Genomic DNA, 16,997 nt, shown 5'->3' on the forward strand with positions numbered 1-16,997 from the left:
TCCGCAGGGGGAGCCCGCGATGACGGCAACGACGGCAGAGCGACTGGCAGCAGTGGAGAACGCGCTGAGGTCAAGGCTGCAATCGCCGGTAACGATCACCTGTAACCCACATCGTATCGGCAAAAGCAGCTGCGTGTCGGTTCATCTTGAAGACAGCAGGGGCAAACGTGCGGACATTCTGCTGACGCAGGAAGGCCGCGCTGGACTCCCGCTGGATAATGAATTTGATTCTCCACGCTGGCATGTAAACGTACCTGACGCGGCTGATATGGTTTTCCTGACGCTTTGGATCAACAATATTTTTCCTGACTGAGATCAAAGTCAGCATGTAACCGGCCCTTTGGCCGGTTTTTTACGCTTAATGACCGAGAAACCGTCTGTAACAATGCCCGCTATGAGCGAAATATAGTCATTCGCAATTTATCGATAAAAGATGCAGGCTTGTAAAACGGTCGCGCATTTATCGTGTAGAAATAAAGCAGGATTTCTATATGGTTGGATAATGAACTTTCAAAACTCAGCAGGTAATTGCATGATCTTAAATGTTAATCACGTTGGTTTTTCAGTTAAAAACATTGAAGACTCATTATTTTTTGGACTCAGATTCTTGGAGGTAAATTATTACGTGAAGGGAAAATGTCCGGACCTATAATCGATGAGGTAACAGGTGCAAGGGGAGCTGATGTACGAATGGCTTTGCTTGAACTGGCTGATATTCGAATTGAATTACTACAATACAATAATATTGAGCAGCCAGAAGAACCTTCAGCGCCCTATATCCCAGGCTACGCTCACCTTGCTTTTAATGTAGAGGATCTTGATACGCTCTTGGGCAAAGTATCGGATTACGGCTGGAAGACGCCGGGTAAACCTCAGACAGTATTGTCAGGCCCCATGCAGGGAACCAGAGTAATATATTTACAAAGCCCTGATGGTCAGACGCTTGAATTGATGGAACGGAGTCAATGAGGCCCACATATCATGACCTGTTATCCTCTAATTAAAACAGAGATGTTTGCAAAGTCCGCTTTTGGCACAGAGCGGACATCTACAACAGACAAGATCCGCTATGAGCGAACTGCAAACTTTATTAAATCTACTCGATAGATTTAATAATTCCTTATAGACGCATCAGTAATGTACCAGCCCGCCGTCTACAGCATACTGGCCGCCAGTAACATAGGATGCGTCATCGGACAGGAGAAAGAGTGCAACCGCAGCGGCTTCTTCTGCTGTGCCTGCGCGACCTAAAGGAACCTGGCTTACCACGAAATCTTCAAACTGCTGACGCGATTCCACTGGCATAAAGTGCCTGAAATTAGTTTCAATTGGGCCCGGTACCAAAGTGTTGGCGCGAATGCTACGTTCGGCCAGAGCAGATGCCCAGCTTTTGACCATTGCGATAACGGCGCCTTTCGTCGCTGCATACAGGCTTGTCATAGCAGCACCTTCGTAAGTTGAAGAGGACGAAGTAACCAGAACGGATGCACCTGAATTAAGTGATTTTGATAGGGCGGCAAGCTGCAGCATTGGGCCGCGTACATTTGCGTTCATCATGCGATTAAAAGAATCCGCCGTTACAGCTTCCGGAGAGCTGACCTCCGCGAAGCCAGCATTGAGCCATAATCCATCAAGTGAACCCCAATCGCTAATAGCTTGCTTTAACGTATTGATGTCAACTTCGCTTGCAGAATCACTTTTCAAAATAAGCGATGTTTTAGGCAACAGAGTTCGGGCGCGTTCCAGTCTTTCTTCGCTCAGTCCTGTAATAGCTACATCACCACCTTCAGTGATAATGCGCTGCGCGCCTGCCAGCCCCATGCAACTAGTACCACCGGTGATCAGTATACGTTTACCCTGAAATCTGCCCATGCTTAGTCCTTTTGTTGGCTGAGGAATGAGCATTTACCTTACGTAATCAAAACACTGTTCGTCATCTATTTCATTACGCAATTAAGGCATTGCTGATTAAACTACTGCTTCTGGCACTTGACTGATATCCCTGGAGCGATAGATTTGCTCTTATTCTCTAATATCTGTTGAAACTGTATAACATCTTCTCTTGGTTGCAGGCCGCTATGGCTGGCATATGAGTCATACAGTATAGGAAAGTCAGTATGAAGCTGGCAGTAATATCAGACATCCATGGGAACCTTCCGGCGCTAAACGCCGTTTTGGCAGACATACAGGCTCAGAGTGTCGATCTAATCCTGAACTTAGGAGATATCGTTTCAGGAGGGCTATTTCCGGCAGAAACTGCAGACAGGCTCATGCCTCTCGATATTCCGACTATTAGAGGAAATCACGAACGGCAACTGCTTGAGCAGGATGTTTCAAGCATGAGCCTGTCCGACAGGCATGCTTTTGAGCACCTTCGCGCACAGCACTGGCACTGGCTTAAAAACCTGCCGGCAGAGCTGACCATTAGTGATGACGTTTTAATGGTGCACGGAGTACCGGGGGATGACCGCATTTATCTTCTCGAAGAAGTTACTGCTACAGGTGTGCGACCGTCATCTGAAGCGCGTGTGTTATCGCTTGTGGCTGACAGAAGCGCATCTTTGATACTTTGCGGGCACACGCATATTCCCCGGCAGTTGCGCCTGGCTGACGGTCGCCTTATCGTTAACCCCGGCAGCGTGGGGCTTCAGGCATATGATGATGATAAGCCCCGCTCACATGTGATGGAAAGTGGTTCGCCCCATGCGCGTTATGCAATCGTGGAGCGTCAAAATGGAGAATGGGATGTGGAATTTATGACGATTGATTATGACTGGGAGTCGGCCGCCTCAGTTGCGTTCGAAAATAATCGGCCCGATTGGGTAAATGCTCTCAGGACAGGTCGAATGTAGAACCTGCGCAGCATTTTCACTGCCATTAAATTCATCGCTATATCTACGTCAACACCCGGCAGAAAGCACCCTGAATTAACAGCGTCCGGTCTGCTATAAGCGATGATCGGACTACCTGAATTCTTCTCTCAACAACCCAAAAATCCAGTCATCTTGCCAACGCCCATGCAGGAAATAATTTTTCCTTAGCGTACCCTCCTGTTTAAATCCGCCCTTTAACAATGTCCTGCGTGATGCCTCATTCCCTGATGTAACTGTGGCTGTTAACTTTCGATAATTATGGGTATTGAAGGCGAAACGAGTAATATCTATCAGAGATTCATAGCCAAACCCCTGACCCTGAAATTCTGCGCCGAGGATGAAACCTACTTCTGCGATGCCTTCGCTACGCTCAATGAAGCCAGTTACACCAAGAGGTAAACCGGTGCTCTTTTGACTTATAACAAGGCATAACCAGTGTTCGCTTCCCTTATGCCAGGTTTGCAAACGTTTCTCGAAAGACTGAATCCTGATTTCATCATCAGTGCGAGGATCGCTAATAAAATGCATCACATGGCGATTCTGATTTAAGGCCTTAAAGAACTCCCAGTCGCTGCGTTCCAGACTGCGATAATCAAGCCTGACAGAAGATATGTCATGCATAATAATTTCCTTTCCCAGCGTGAATCCCCGTTAAGGCGAGTGGCCTCCCAGGGCTTAACTAATTGATAAATATAAAGACGATGCACCAGTTGCAACATCCGCATTTGGCACGGGCCAGTCCCTATGCTGGACGTAAAAAGCAGCTGAGGACAGACAACTGAAGTGGGTGCGCAATCACTGTCAGTATGAGAATAAATGACTCTCCTTTTTTAAACATTAGATATTCCCCTGGTGTTTGTGATTACCAAATCGATGTTTCTCCATAGTCCATTAATTCTTGAGCATATGTCTGCGTTTTCAATCAGAGAAAATTCTGTCGCATCAGGAAGTGTGTAAGGCGCATCAAGCGTTGCTCTGGGGCAGCACTCTTCAGTCAGCGCTGCGCCCATGACGAGTAATGTTTCTGAAAGCTGAGAGTGTGCCAGATTGGATCGGACAGACAAGTTAGGCAATGACAGCGGCTTATTCAGTAATTCCCCGCTGCTTACAATCCAGTCAAGCGCATTTTTTATGACGCCGGTGACACCATGGGCATATTCCGGGCTGGCTAATAACACCAGATCTGACCGGGAAATCGCGTGTCTCCAGTGGTCAACCGCAGGCCCCGGATTAGGTTCATCATCAACATTAAAGAAAGGGATTTTATCCAGGGAGTTTTATATTTCAAATGTGATTCCCACAGGACAAAGTATAGACATAGCCCGTAAAAAGACGGTATTCAGCGAAGCAGTTCGAAGACTGCCGGATACGCCCAATACATGTTTTACCTTAAACATCCTAATGCGTCCTGAATTTTTATATTGTCTGCCCACGCCAGTTTGATGACCGGGGATTTTCTGTCTCTTCCACAGACTAAGCTTTGAGCTATCCACAAGAAACTATGACATGTTTACGGAAACCCTCTGAACATAATGCATTAATGCCAGTGGTAACTATGCAACTTCCTGCCACCTGCCCATAACTTTTAGAGAATGCCTATCCATTATTATCAGTTGGATTACTTAAGACGGATCCCCCGTGTCATCTGTTTCAGCCCGTAACAATGCCATGTATCTTTCAAATTCCATTACTGATACAGATCTGACTGACAATCAGACTGATGTAGGTTGGTAGCTATCAATTAAAAGGAGTAATAATATATTCCTGGTGGTGATATGAAATGATTGATTTCACTACTTTTAATCGGACCTGAAAATAGTTAACAGTCTTGTATTTATAAGGTGTCTATTGCGATTACATTTCAGAAAGCAGGGGTGGAGCTCACAATTAGATATTTTGTCATGGGGTTTTCTTCAGGAAACATACAATTATTAGCAGGTTGCGCTTTAAGTTACAGGGGAGTAGGATATTCCCACTTAAAAAAATATTTGAATGCGTATTTTATGAGTTGAATATTTAAGGAAGATAAAATGAAGCCGGATTATTATTATGTTTGTAATAATTCATTCCTGGGGATGGTAGTCCACCGAAAAGGTTGCAAAAATCTCCGGGAAAATGAAAAAAAATTTTTTGGGACGTGTTACGGTTATTCTCAGGCTATGGTAATAGCCAGGCAGCGTTACCCTGAAGTTGATCAGTGCCAGGAGTGTCTGGAATTGAAGGTTAACACCCCTTAATCACCAGCAGAGGAGAACCCGGAGAAATTTTTGAGTTCCAGTAAGAGGCCTGAAGCCAGCCCCACTAAAGTGCATGTTTCTGAATTAAAGACTAAAAGTACAGGTCATATTAAACGCGTCCCGAGAAAGCACTCATCGCCTGTTTTCTGATTCAAAAAGCATGCCATTTTTCATGTAAATATGAGAGAGCATGGCTTCACCTCGCTTGAGAAAAAGTGCCATATATCAGTAGATCTATGTGCCTGCTCGCGGCGGCGCATCTACGCCATGTTGCAGGCATTAAACTTCGACCCATCTGAACATCACACTTTTACTCAGAGATGAAATGATATCATCCATGGGTGATGAAATGATTATTAGCTAATTATTTATACTCATTCAGCCCGCAATGCGGTACTCACTCTGAGCTGCGTGGCGCAGTATGACGCAAGCATGAGTCTGCTACAGCTGGTGAGCCGCCGTGCTTTTACCAGCCTGCAGTGGGTCATACAAACCAGATCGGAGCTGAGTCTGCTAATTATTATTTTTCAGGCAAAAGGCTGACTAAGCAAAGGGTTGCCTCATTGGTATCAATCCTTATGCTTAGAACTTCTGCTATAGGGTTAATAAGGAGGTTTATTTAATGAAAGATGCAGAGTTTAATCGAAAAACGGAGAAAGCCTTTGCGCTGTTAAGGCAAAGGGGTTTGCGTAAAAAAATCGTACACCGATAACTTACCGGCTGCTGTGGTCGGTGGGCATAAAGAAACGTCCCGCACTCTTTGACAGCTTCGGTCGCAATGCGTGCTTTCTCGGGGTTTATTTTGCAGTGATGTATGGAGGTATTATGTGGTTTGTTAGCTGGCGCCCACACGGGATGGACCCACTTACCAGCCTGATATCTTCGCTGTTAGCTGGCCTGTTCTATGGACTTTGCATGGCGGCTGTATTCAGATTGCGTCGTAAATCACAGGACCTTCCGGACTGGGAAAAATTGTAATTATTCGCGCCGAACCTGCAATAAAGGGCCTGACGCTCTGCGGATGGCCGGTTTGTGATGTTCAACGCACCTCACTGCCGCCGATACTGAGAGAGCCCCGCTTTTATATAACTCCACTGAAAAATTAATTATAAAACCGTGTCGTTAACTCAGAGGTGGACGGAGGCTGCTGTAATGTTTTTTCGGCTACCTTTTCCATTATACGCGTTTCTAATTGCGAATAAATTAGTACTAGTAGCCGAATTTAAGACATATGTTGATAATCCTATTTAAGCCACTGACTAATATTTTTGACATGATGGAAAGAGTTGATGAATAAAGCAGATTCTGGGATTGTAATATTTGATATTGATGGCACGCTGACCGACAGCGTTGCGCAACATCAGCGTGCATTCGAAATCGCCCTACGCACCTTTTCTTTCCCACACCTCAGAACAAACTGGGGCGACTACACCCACCATACCGATAGCGGTATTTTCGAAGAAGCCTGGGAAGAGGCGCAATATCAAGGTCACCCTGATTTATCCGAGCTAGAGTACCAGTATCACTGCGCGCTTGAGCATGAAATTGCATCGAGACCTTTCACTGAAATCTCCGGTGCCTCTTTTTTCCTGCAGTGGTTAAAGGATCATTCATGGAGCGTTGTTTTCGCCACTGGCAGCCTGCGGTTTGGTGCCGTAAAAAAACTTGCGGCAGTAGGCGTGGATGCTGAAGAGGTTGATTTGGTTACCGCATCAGAGTTTAGAACTCGCGAAGAGATCGTGCGGGAAGCTATTCGTCAGGGCAGTAAAGATTTTCCAGCTGCACATAAGCATTCGTTGATTTCAATAGGCGATGGGTTATGGGACTTAAAAACTGCATACAATCTCAACCTGCCATTTATAGGCATTGGACGCGGCGTTAAGGCTAAAGTGCTGACGGATTTAGGTGCTCCCGTGTTTGAAGATTTTATCCACCTGATGGCCAATGGAACTGGCTTATTCATATAGAAGAAAGTCCTTTACGCGTGGCAAGGCATGCTATGAGCGAAATGCGGAAATGAGCACTTAGTGTCACTACGCTACCTCGCACTCGTAAGGCTTACTTCAACAGAAGTCGTATTCCCAGAAAGGCCATAGCGCCTCCGCTTAGTTTATCTATAAACTTACGGTACTTAATGTAAGCCTGACGAGGCCCGTCAGTTGATAATAAGCATGCAACGACCGCATACCAGAGCGCATCAATAACGAATGCCATTATAGGCAGGATGATGTACATAACAGGCTGAATATTTTTGCTAAGCGCTGCGGAAAAAATACTGGCAAATACCAGCGCAGTATGGGGATTGCTGATTTGCGTAAATACGCCAGTCATAAAAGCTTTTGAGACGCTGACTTCCTCTGTACCAGCAGAATCATTAAAACGATTTATAGGACGACGAAACATTTTCAAAGCCAGCCATAAAAGATAGCAACCGCCTACAACCTTCAGGGCTGTGTAAAGGGATGGGACCAGAGTCAGCAAGGTGTGAAGACCTGCTAACGCTATGGCAGCAAAAATAAACGCACCAAAACCCATACCTACAGCAACAGATAAAGCCGCCCGTCTCGAGCTGGACATGGCCATTCGGGCAACGAAAAGAAAGCTAACCCCCGGGCTCATTGCGCCAAACAGGATAGCTATGCCAATAGCAGAAAGCGCGATCAAATCACTTGTCATTCATCTTCTCCATCATCAATAAGTGCCAGGCCGCCCCTCATTTCGCGAACCGCACATCCTATGAAATGTTCCCAATTAACAACATAACACAATGCCAACAACGTCCGCTGTTGGCACAAAGCCGCCCTAGTTGTTTAACTCCGTGATTGCGGTGGTGACAGGTTCAGCCACCGCTAACTGCAGCACTAACCCCTGCCTCAGTAATTTTCAACATCGGAAAAAGAGTTTACTGCTGAAAGCCTGACCACGCGCTGCCACTCTGACGGCCTGTTACCGTAACGGAGACCGCTATGCGACTCAGGCTAATACACTCACTTTTCCTGTTTATACCGTTTCAGCTTATGGCCGGCACCGTTGTGTATACCGATGCCGAACATCCACCTCAGAATCTGACCGAAGAGAGCACGGTTGTCTGGCTTGATGGCCCCGACCGCCTACAGGACTCCATTTTCGGCGAGCTGGCTGCAGATCCACAGATCGCCGCTCAGCAGGCCCGCGAAATCATTCAGTCGCCGCAATGGCCCGGACAGCAGGAGCAGATTGCTCAGGCATACCGGCAGGTTGTGCATGCCTGGGAGATCGGGATGCATAAGTTCCCCTCCGTAGTTTTCGATGATCGGGATGTGGTTTATGGCACGTCCGACGTTGCCCGGGCTGCCACGCTTCGCAGTCTGGGGGGTAAATGATGCGTTTATCCCCCGGAACACACTTCAGCGCCGCCGGTGTTGCCACCGTGCTGGTAGCAGCTGCGGCTCCGGCCACGGTTTCTGCCATTAATACTGCCGGCATAATTGCCAGTGCCATCACTCAGGACTGCATCAGCTGGCGCGTCAGCGGCATCTGTTACTGGCTGATGTGCACGCCCTTTGGCTGTTCGGTGAAAACCTCCGTTAAAGTGACGCACTTCATTCCTGAAGTGGTGGTGTCCACCTACACCGGCCCGGGCGGGAATCCATGGACAGAAATGGCGTTTATGAGCGGCGCGTCCGGTACGATCGATAACGCGCTGACCAGCGTTGCGCCAGCCGGCGGCGGTAACGCCGCCGATATCAAGACTCCCGGGCAGCGCAAATCGAACATCAAATTCAAGTACGCCGATGCGATAGGCCACCCTGCCACCTCCGTCATTGGCAGCAGCATTGCCGGTTACTCGTGCGATACCGCCGCCACGCCATTCAATCCCTACTTTCTGAGCACGCTGGATTCACTTGTCTGGCGATCGGGATGGCCTGAATCGCTGTATCCCGAGGCGCTGGTTCCCGGCCAGCGCGAACTGGGCAGTCAGGTCAGCGCTAACATGTGGGGCAACATTTATCCCCGCTCCGGCTTCGTCAGCCAGACAGACGATGACAAAGCCTCCGCCGTGGTCGCGCAGCGGGTCGCCGACATTATCACCCGCTCCGGGCAGCCTCATGTTTATCAGGTACTGAAGGGCACGCACAAGGCCGGTTACTGGCCGCCCGGGGAGGTGAAAGAAAACACGGGCACGGCGAATCATAAATGGCAGCGCCTGTCGCCCACGCTTTCAGCTTCCTGCGCCGTCTTTCCGGACGGCGCGTATCCCATTGCTCAGGACGGCAACGAAGCCTATGCGCTCTGGCAGCCCTACAGCTGCTGCAAGCGACGCGGCCAGACCTTCCTCTATTCAACTGACTTCTGAGAGGCACAATGTCACCAGTTCAATTTAAATCTGCCGCGCTTGCGCTGTGCATCGCGTCCGCAGCGGCATCCGCGCAGGCGGCTGATGATAACCAGTCCGGCGCATTCGGTATTCCACTGCCCTCCGTGAACAAAAGCGCCATAGGCTACGGCAAGGACGTCAGCGGCGCGGTTTCTGACAAGCTTTACTATACGCTCGGCGGCGGCTCTGTGATTTCACAGCCGGCAACGCGCAGCAGCATGCGTAAGATCGGTATGAGCGCTGGCTGGAGCAGCGACCTGATGTGCGGCAACTTCGACCTGAAAACGACGGTCGGTAATCAACTGAACGGGGTTACAAACGGCTTTAAAAACCTCATGGGCGACGTGGTGCAGAACGCCACCGGTGCCGTCGCCAGCCTGCCGGCAATGATTATCCAGCGTGCCAATCCCGGCCTGTACGACATGCTCACAAACGGCGTGCTGCAGGCTAACGTCTCTTTTGATAAAGCACAGCTCAACTGCCAGAACATGTCCAAACGCATGATGGATTTTGCCGGCAACAACAAATGGACGCAGGGCGCGGTAATGGATGAGTACCGATCGCTTGTTAACAGCGGAGACGCTGATGCTGTCCGCGTGAACAACTCTGCTGACAAGCTGCAGGGTAACTCAGGCCAGAACTGGATTGGCGGACAGAAACGAGGAGGGCAGGGGCAGCAGGCAATCCGGCCTACCCATGACTTAACGGCTGCGGGGTTCAACATGATGAACAGCCTGCCGGTGCTGAGTTCTGACTCAGTCAGCAGCAACAGCTGCAACGGGGGGGCCTGTGGAAAATATACCAGCGCTGAAGAAGCGGCCAAAGCCGTGGTGCAGGTAGTGGGGGACAGCTCCCTGCGCACCTGCAGTAATGCATCTCAATGTACCAGTGGCGATGACGAACAGCAGCCGGGTGCCACTCAGGCCGGCACCGGCTTTGCGCCGATCCTGGAAGGGACAACCAAAGAGAATACCGAACAGCTGGTAAAACTTGTAAACGGCACAGAGCAGCCCAACGCGACGAACCTGGCAAAACTAAAAACCGGCAGTTTACCCATCACGGCAGGTGTCATCAGAGCACTGCAGAGAGATCCTGACAACGCCGCCCTGACCGCCCGTCTCGCCGGCGAGCTGGCGATGGCGGATACGGTTGAAAACGCGCTGATTATGCGCCGCATGATTGTTACCGGCATGTCTGAGCCTAACGCTGCCGCGCAGAATGCGGCCATCGAGGAAGGCGATCGTCGCGTTGCGGCCATCGATCGCGAGATCACCACATTACGCAACGAAATGGAGCTCAAGCGCGAGCTGTCACGCAATTCCGTGCTTACCATTATCGATCGGGAAAACGGGCGCGTTAACAGTAACCCGCAGACGCAGAGCGATGACAGCACCGACAACCGTATTAACCGTCTGGCCGTTCCTGAGACGGAAAACAACTGATGAGAGCGCAGACTATGAAAACCGAAACGGGGCGCAACGCACCTCATTTTTCCGCCGGCAACCCGCGCTGTTTCGCGTGCTGTCTACTGCCGGCGCTCTGCTGGCATTTCTGCTGGCCGGGCTCATTGTCGCGGACCGGGCTATTAAGGATCCAGCTCAGGCCGCTGCATTCCGTGACTGGATGGATCATGCCCGCTATGGCTGGCTGGTATGGCGCCTGGCGGTTTATGGTGTTCTGGCGTGGGGATTTGTGAAAGTTTTCCGGGCTCCGGGATTCGGCCCGCAACACCGTCAGCCGCTGATCCGCATGGCGGCTGTCAGCGTCATTTTTGCAGTAGTCTGTGAACTGGTGCTGCTTGGCGGCACGGGAGCGTCCTGATGCTGACTAACAGCTACCTGGAATATTTCCTTACCCTGCTTGGCTGGGTGGTTAACAACGGGCTCTGGAATATTCTCATCACAACTGGTCTGTTTGCCGCGCCTGTCGCTTTCCGGCTTATCGGCATCTGGCTGAAAGTACGTGAAGAAGGTGAAGATGAAGGGAATAAAGGTGCCCTGTCCATACCCCGAATGGAACATGCGGTTTACACGTCTTTTCTGGTGATGATTGCCTGCTGTATGCCGCTGATGAACGTCGATATGAGCACGATCAAATATGACACGTCGCGTGCGCAGAGCTGCGGGACGTGGACGCCAAAAGCGCCCGACGACACGGGATATTCACCGGTTATATCGAGTATTAACGATCAGACGGCTGCCGCGCCGGTCTGGTGGTATCTGATTCACAAGCTGGCGAAGGGCATTACGCAGGCGTCTGTTGCCACAATCCCCTGCCGCCCGGACATGCGTCAGCTCCGCTTTGAGGTTCAGCACACGCGAATTAACAACAAATCTCTGGCGGAAGAGCTGCAGGACTTTACCAACGACTGCTATTCGCTCGCGCTGTATATGTGGAAACGTAAGGATCAAGGTCAGACGAAAGACAAAGTCACGCTGCGTGATATTGAGTGGATCGGCAGCAAAACCTTCCTCAGCAATTATTACGGCAGCCTGCAATCGAAAACACCCCGGGCGGAATTTGCCTGGAACGATAGCCGTGACAGCGGAAGGCCGGATACGGGGCGGGGTGGCTACCCAACCTGCAGCGAGTGGTGGAATAAAGCTGATACCGGCCTGCAGTCCCGCGTCGTCGATCAGGCTGACCCGGGATTATGGACCCGTCTGTCGGCCGCTATGACCATGATTGGTGGCAATTCGGCAGACTATAAGGAGGCCATTATCCGCCGCCTGGTCAGCCCTGAAAGTCTGACCGTATCACAGGGAGGACACGTCTATGCCGGCTACGGAGGCAACGCTGATTTTACGCTTGATAACTCCGTTGCACGCGTAGCTGCGATCGGCGGAACCGCGTTGGGCAGTCTGGCGGCGTTTCCTGCATTCGATGCCATGCGTCAGGCGCTGCCAATGGTGCAGGCTGTATTGCTCATGGCTGTGGTGGTGATTTTGCCGCTTATTCTGGCGTTCTCAGCCTATGAAATTAAGACCGTCATTACGCTCACGTTCGTTCTATTTGCGCTGAATTTTCTGACGTTCTGGTGGGAGCTGGCACGCTGGCTGGACAGCTGGCTAATGACAGCGCTGTACAGTTCTGACACACACAGTAGCTTTAACATGGCGGGGTTTCAGAATAGTTCGGACGATCTGATCATGAACTTTGTTATGGCCACTATGTTTCTAGTACTACCTGCAGTGTGGATGGGGGCGCTGTCATGGGCGGGGATTAGAGTTGGAGGCGCTCTTGATGGGGCATTTAGAAATGGCACAGCAAAAGTCGAGCAGAGTGGGGGAGAAGCAGTTAATAAAATGAAAAGCACAGTAAAAATGTAATGATATGATTAGCTTGGGGGCGGTTTAGTCCTCAAGCGTTATCCTCTTCATTATCATTTGAGCCAGCTGATGAAAAAATTGAATCATCAGCACCATAATAATATCCGAAACCATCCCTACCATTTCTGTATTCTGAGCCGGTAGAAGAGGACGCTTCATCAGAATTATTGGAAACTATATGATTGAGTTGTATGTAGCGAACCATATACACAGTCCCAGATACTAACAACATAGTCGCGCCCACAGCGAATCCTGCAACGATGGCCAGCGTCATTAATAAAAGAACAGAAAAGGGCACAACAGATTTTCCTATCGATGCCGGTATCTTTTTCCTTTCAGCCCAGGCAGCAAAGCGATCATCTGCATCAAAGTAGACGCGAGATAAGCGCTTCCAGACAGACGCAGCTTTTGTTCCACGAGCATATGCGGTTGAACTCATACGCACCTCAATTGAATTTGCCTTTCCTGACGATACCGAAAGTTAATCAGAATTGCACATTGAGTAAAAACGGCAATCATGTAGTTACAACACACAACAATACTCCTGTTGACACCCCCACCGAGCCGAACCTGAAATCCAGCGCCCCTCTCCACCAGGACCCGCGCCGTACCTGCACCCCGGTTGCCCCCACTGACCAGCCGCCGCCGCCCCGACCCGGAGGGCCGGTAAGTCGTTTAAGGCTTTAGTTTGAATGCTGTAACTACTGGTTCTTCGTTGCTGTCAGATTTGCTGCGGATTCTACCTTTCGTCTGCGACCGTCTGGCTTCAGTGCGCCTGAATGGCCGCTGCTTAAACGGCGGTCGGGCAGGGCGGGGGTTCCCGGCGTCTTGAAACCTCTGAGATAAATACGTGCAAGTGCTAGCGTGACTTGATTAAGGGAAAGCGGGCATGACCTCTTGACGTTGAACATCATCGCTTTCCGGCGCGTCGGGAAAAATCAGAGTGATGTCCTAGAAGTATTCGAAGCCGGAGTTGTATGCGTAAAATGTTGTCCCATAACGTCAGAACAGGGCTTTTGATGTCCTCCTGAGTCACAGCGAGGTGATTACGCATTGAAAAAATTCATAACTGGACCAGACTTAAATTTTCTTATTTCAGGAGTCAAACATGCCCTATGAATCACGAAGTTCTCTACCAGACAGCGTTAAGCATGTTCTACCTGCCCATGCGCAGGACATTTACCTGGCTGCTTTTAACAACGCCTGGAATGAATATAAAGATAAACAAGACCGGCAAGGAGACAGCTCCCGGGAGGAAGTTTCACATAAAGTTGCCTGGGCTGCTGTAAAGCACACGTACGAAAAAGGAGGTGATGATAAATGGCATAAAAAAAATCCTGATCTTGAAGCCCAGTGCGTCGTATAGCACCGCCTTACTTGTAGGTAAGGCAGATTATGTGATGCTGTTAAATGACCTCTATAGCCGATGCTGATTGGTATTGAAGGCACATAACCCCCTGGACAATTCTTCTACAACGGCATCCTGTGGAGATCTGAGCATAAACGGTCTTATTAAAAGGGGAGCCGGAGCGGCGGAACTGAGTTAGTTCATCAACTTGTCTGAAGAATACCGAATGAGTTTTAATTTGCTACGCTACGGCGCACACAGACTTATTTCCCGGGCAATACTGCTCGCGGCCATTCATCCCTCCAAAAGGGAGCACCCAATGATCTCCCATACCTCTGATGCCGTATGCGACATAACAGCCAACAACCTTCTAAGTTGCGCAACTGACGCAGTGCAGGATTGATTAAGGCACCAGAGCAGAAAGATGGCTACGGTAACAGTCAGCTTAACCCTGTTTATACGGTACTGAGAATGACCGCGTCAGGCGACTCTCTTCAAGAAATCTTATCTTGCTTGCAGGGAAACACGTCTGCCCGCATCCGGCCGTTGAACCTGTTGCTTTGCGTTGACAACCGCAATGGATCCCTATTTTCATGTGACAGAGGTTCAGCATACCCATGATGAAATGGATGTGGCCTTCCGCCATAAGACAGCCCCCTTTTTTCTGAAAAAGATCAGTGTAACTGACCCGACCGAAATCTGGAGGATATGGATACGGACTCAGGTTATCAAAGACACCGCAAGTCAGCTTTTTAGTAATAACATGATTAATTATCGAAATCGTCCAGAGGTAATCACCTCTGGACGTCGCTGTGGAGTATTTCATGGGTGATGCTGAGTTGATAAAACCTGCAGAGGTTGTGTTCTTCTGCCGATACGGCCTACGACTGCAGCCAGAACCGCTTCAATTAAAAGCATAAAGAAGGTAAACCAGCTCGCTTTAGCGGTGGCTGCTGCTGCCTTTTCAGCGGCTTCACGCGCTTTTTGCTCAGCCTGCTGTTTTAACTGCTGAAACTGTTCAACAGCTTTTTGATAACTTTGCACGGTCTGATTAACAATCTGGTCCGCCTCCTGATCGCTTTTACCTGTACGCGCTTTGATAATATTCTTTAGCGCTTCTTTGTCTGCTGCCTGAAGAGTATCGGAATGACGATTGATAACCCCATGTACCCAATTAAGAATATCGGTGTCCGCATTCTGTGGGTTCTGAGCAGTCTGGCTGGCCTGGTTTTTTGCCGCGTCAGCCTCACTGTTTGCGTCATTTTGCAGGGCCTCGGGTTGCAATTCAGCTTTACCTGTCTGTCGCAAAGTGGTTTGCAATTCATTCTGCAAACTATCCAGGTTAATATTATTTTCCTGCAGCTTTTCCTTAGCCAGGTTTGCAACGGACGGAGCTACAGCGGAAATGCCATTACCCAAAGCACTTACGCCGGACCCAAGAACATTAAAAGCGCCACCGATGATGCCGCTCGCCAATGAGAAAGCCAGCCATAAAGTAATTAACGTACTAACACCAAACATCAATAACCCGTGCAGAGCACCTTCACGTTGGGCCAGCCGACCCGCTACGTAACTGCCTGCGGCAATCGCAACCAGCATACTCACACCCGTCCAGATTAATGCCCCTGTGCCAATATGCTGCAGAAGATTTTGTTCCTGCTGAGGATCAATGACCGTGGCCCCAATAGCCGTGCCGAGCAATCCCAGTAGAATGTGAACGATAAGCGCAGTGATTACACCCGCAAAGACTGCACTCCATGAAATACGTTTTAACGGCAATCCTGGAACGGGATCCGTTATCCTGGCACCATCATTAACCCATGTTTCTGGCATCATCTATATCCTCACTTTTCAATGAATCCTTTACAGCATGCTGGCGCTGATGAATTAAGGGTAGTCATAATAAAAACTATCACAAATATAAAGCCTGCGTTTTTTAACGCAGCGTGAGTTAAGAGTTGGCGCTAATGTCAGGTCATAAAATTACTTCATCAGTTGTGCGCAGTCATTTAACAAGGTTATCCTATTGACTAAATAGGCTAATTTTCTCCGCGCTTAGTTTAGACATGCCGCTACGGGTATGAACAAAATTACATTCCATAGCCTTTTAAAAATTTAAACAGCCATCTCATTTTTCAAAAAAAAATTTCAAAAGTGAGGATGTGAAATTAGTTAATTTTGAAAGCTGATACAGATCACAATATTTAATTAGAGACTGATATGTAAATGCTCCCGCTGGGCTCGCGCTATTTGTTAGGGTTAAGACAAACCTAAACTTCAGGAGAAAGCATGAGCTCTCTCGATTTATTCGATACGCTTACCTGAGTTGATGGGTACCTCAATATGAAAAGGAGTCAGGTATTCCAGCGCGGCTGTCAGTTGCTGTGCGATCGTTGCATCGTCATCGGCCTGAGCGAACTCCAGCCACTCACTTAGCTTAACGCCTTTCAGAGCGGGGATCAGGCCCATAGGGCTTTCCTGGCTGGTGATGCAGATACCCCCGGCGTCAGTGGACCAAACGGCTGAAAGAGAAGGTTTGATCGCAATGTTCATTGTTTTGAATTCCGTTGTTGGCTGTCGATACTGATTAATCTCTGGGCTGATTTTGAGAGACACCTTAATCCACTGACCACCGGCCCAGGGGTTCACAGGTAATCGGGTGAAAGGTCCTCATTTACAGGAATGTCAGTCATGAGCAACGATGAAGCTGGAGCCTGCCGGATTTATCCGCAGATCTCCTTTAAGGTTTTAGTGTAGTAGTTGAAGCTATTACGACCGTATTCACAGGGGTGAATTTCCGAACGATCAGCAAGATTAACCGGCTCCGAAAATGTTCTATTTTTAGCGTAAGCA

At 49.2% G+C, this 16,997-nt stretch carries 17 protein-coding genes and 1 pseudogene; 11 read left to right on the plus strand and 7 right to left on the minus strand.

The window, feature by feature from the left end:
• Positions 1–19: 19 nt before the first annotated feature.
• The gene (locus HA45_RS12435) at positions 20–313 is read left to right on the plus strand and encodes a hypothetical protein (protein WP_240629255.1); all 294 of its coding nucleotides are present in this window, start codon (positions 20–22) and stop codon (positions 311–313) included.
• Positions 314–532: 219 nt separating this feature from the next.
• Positions 533–969 (plus strand): annotated as a pseudogene (locus HA45_RS12440) (VOC family protein).
• A 162-nt stretch (positions 970–1,131) separates the two neighbouring features.
• On the opposite strand, the gene HA45_RS12445 reads toward HA45_RS12440, so the two are convergent.
• Positions 1,132–1,872 (minus strand): SDR family oxidoreductase, encoded by a 741-nt coding sequence (locus HA45_RS12445; RefSeq protein WP_100703026.1) that lies wholly within the window; start codon positions 1,870–1,872, stop codon positions 1,132–1,134.
• 245 nt (positions 1,873–2,117) lie between these two features.
• Here HA45_RS12445 and HA45_RS12450 point away from each other — a divergent pair, with 245 nt between their 5' ends.
• Positions 2,118–2,852, plus strand: coding sequence for a metallophosphoesterase family protein (locus HA45_RS12450; protein ID WP_100703027.1), 735 nt, complete (start codon positions 2,118–2,120; stop codon positions 2,850–2,852).
• A gap of 111 nt (positions 2,853–2,963) precedes the next feature.
• Here HA45_RS12450 and HA45_RS12455 read toward each other — a convergent pair whose 3' ends face one another.
• Both HA45_RS12455 and HA45_RS28140 read right to left on the minus strand, forming a co-directional pair.
• Positions 2,964–3,494 (minus strand): GNAT family N-acetyltransferase, encoded by a 531-nt coding sequence (locus tag HA45_RS12455; RefSeq protein ID WP_100703028.1) that lies wholly within the window; start codon positions 3,492–3,494, stop codon positions 2,964–2,966.
• A 209-nt stretch (positions 3,495–3,703) separates the two neighbouring features.
• Positions 3,704–4,144, minus strand: a complete 441-nt coding sequence (locus HA45_RS28140) for an NADPH-dependent FMN reductase (RefSeq protein ID WP_338064376.1) — start codon at positions 4,142–4,144, stop codon at positions 3,704–3,706.
• A gap of 1,674 nt (positions 4,145–5,818) precedes the next feature.
• Here HA45_RS28140 and HA45_RS29030 point away from each other — a divergent pair.
• Positions 5,819–6,088 (plus strand): DUF6404 family protein, encoded by a 270-nt coding sequence (locus tag HA45_RS29030; protein ID WP_366557339.1) that lies wholly within the window; start codon positions 5,819–5,821, stop codon positions 6,086–6,088.
• A gap of 311 nt (positions 6,089–6,399) precedes the next feature.
• Entirely contained in the window at positions 6,400–7,077 is a 678-nt protein-coding gene (locus HA45_RS12465; protein WP_100703031.1) for an HAD family hydrolase, read from the plus strand.
• A 91-nt stretch (positions 7,078–7,168) separates the two neighbouring features.
• On the opposite strand, the gene HA45_RS12470 is transcribed toward HA45_RS12465, so the two are convergent.
• The gene (locus tag HA45_RS12470; RefSeq protein WP_100703032.1) at positions 7,169–7,786 is read right to left on the minus strand and encodes a LysE family translocator; all 618 of its coding nucleotides are present in this window, start codon (positions 7,784–7,786) and stop codon (positions 7,169–7,171) included.
• Between the two features lie 290 nt (positions 7,787–8,076).
• Between HA45_RS12470 and HA45_RS12475 the strand changes: the two genes are divergently transcribed.
• From HA45_RS12475 to HA45_RS12495, 5 genes are read left to right on the plus strand one after another with little or no spacing between them, the layout of a single operon-like run.
• Complete coding sequence (locus tag HA45_RS12475) at positions 8,077–8,472, plus strand: TIGR03757 family integrating conjugative element protein (protein ID WP_100703033.1); 396 nt, start codon at positions 8,077–8,079, stop codon at positions 8,470–8,472.
• Entirely contained in the window at positions 8,469–9,446 is a 978-nt protein-coding gene (locus tag HA45_RS12480) for a TIGR03756 family integrating conjugative element protein (protein WP_420849067.1), read from the plus strand. The genes HA45_RS12475 and HA45_RS12480 overlap by 4 nt, the downstream gene beginning before the upstream one ends.
• Positions 9,447–9,454: 8 nt before the next feature.
• A complete protein-coding gene (locus HA45_RS12485) occupies positions 9,455–10,909 on the plus strand; it encodes an integrating conjugative element protein (RefSeq protein WP_100703034.1) in 1,455 nt (484 codons plus the stop codon).
• Positions 10,851–11,288 (plus strand): hypothetical protein, encoded by a 438-nt coding sequence (locus HA45_RS12490; RefSeq protein WP_366557335.1) that lies wholly within the window; start codon positions 10,851–10,853, stop codon positions 11,286–11,288. The genes HA45_RS12485 and HA45_RS12490 overlap by 59 nt, the downstream gene beginning before the upstream one ends.
• On the plus strand, positions 11,288–12,796 hold the full coding sequence (locus tag HA45_RS12495; RefSeq protein WP_100703036.1) for a conjugal transfer protein TraG N-terminal domain-containing protein: 1,509 nt from the start codon (positions 11,288–11,290) through the stop codon (positions 12,794–12,796). The genes HA45_RS12490 and HA45_RS12495 overlap by 1 nt, the downstream gene beginning before the upstream one ends.
• Positions 12,797–12,827: 31 nt before the next feature.
• Here HA45_RS12495 and HA45_RS12500 read toward each other — a convergent pair whose 3' ends face one another.
• Positions 12,828–13,235, minus strand: a complete 408-nt coding sequence (locus HA45_RS12500) for a DUF3742 family protein (protein ID WP_128598940.1) — start codon at positions 13,233–13,235, stop codon at positions 12,828–12,830.
• Between the two features lie 669 nt (positions 13,236–13,904).
• Here HA45_RS12500 and chaB point away from each other — a divergent pair.
• On the plus strand, positions 13,905–14,162 hold the full coding sequence (gene chaB / locus HA45_RS12505) for a putative cation transport regulator ChaB (RefSeq protein ID WP_128598941.1): 258 nt from the start codon (positions 13,905–13,907) through the stop codon (positions 14,160–14,162).
• Positions 14,163–14,966: 804 nt separating this feature from the next.
• On the opposite strand, the gene HA45_RS12510 is transcribed toward chaB, so the two are convergent.
• Positions 14,967–15,977 carry a TIGR04086 family membrane protein gene (locus HA45_RS12510; RefSeq protein ID WP_100703038.1) on the minus strand — a complete coding sequence of 337 codons (1,011 nt, stop codon included), beginning with the start codon at positions 15,975–15,977 and terminating at the stop codon, positions 14,967–14,969.
• A 471-nt stretch (positions 15,978–16,448) separates the two neighbouring features.
• Entirely contained in the window at positions 16,449–16,697 is a 249-nt protein-coding gene (locus HA45_RS12515; RefSeq protein ID WP_338064374.1) for a hypothetical protein, read from the minus strand.
• Between the last annotated feature and the right edge of the window lie 300 nt (positions 16,698–16,997).

Source organism: Pantoea rodasii (assembly GCF_002095465.1).
Taxonomy (GTDB): Bacteria; Pseudomonadota; Gammaproteobacteria; order Enterobacterales; family Enterobacteriaceae; genus Pantoea; species Pantoea rodasii.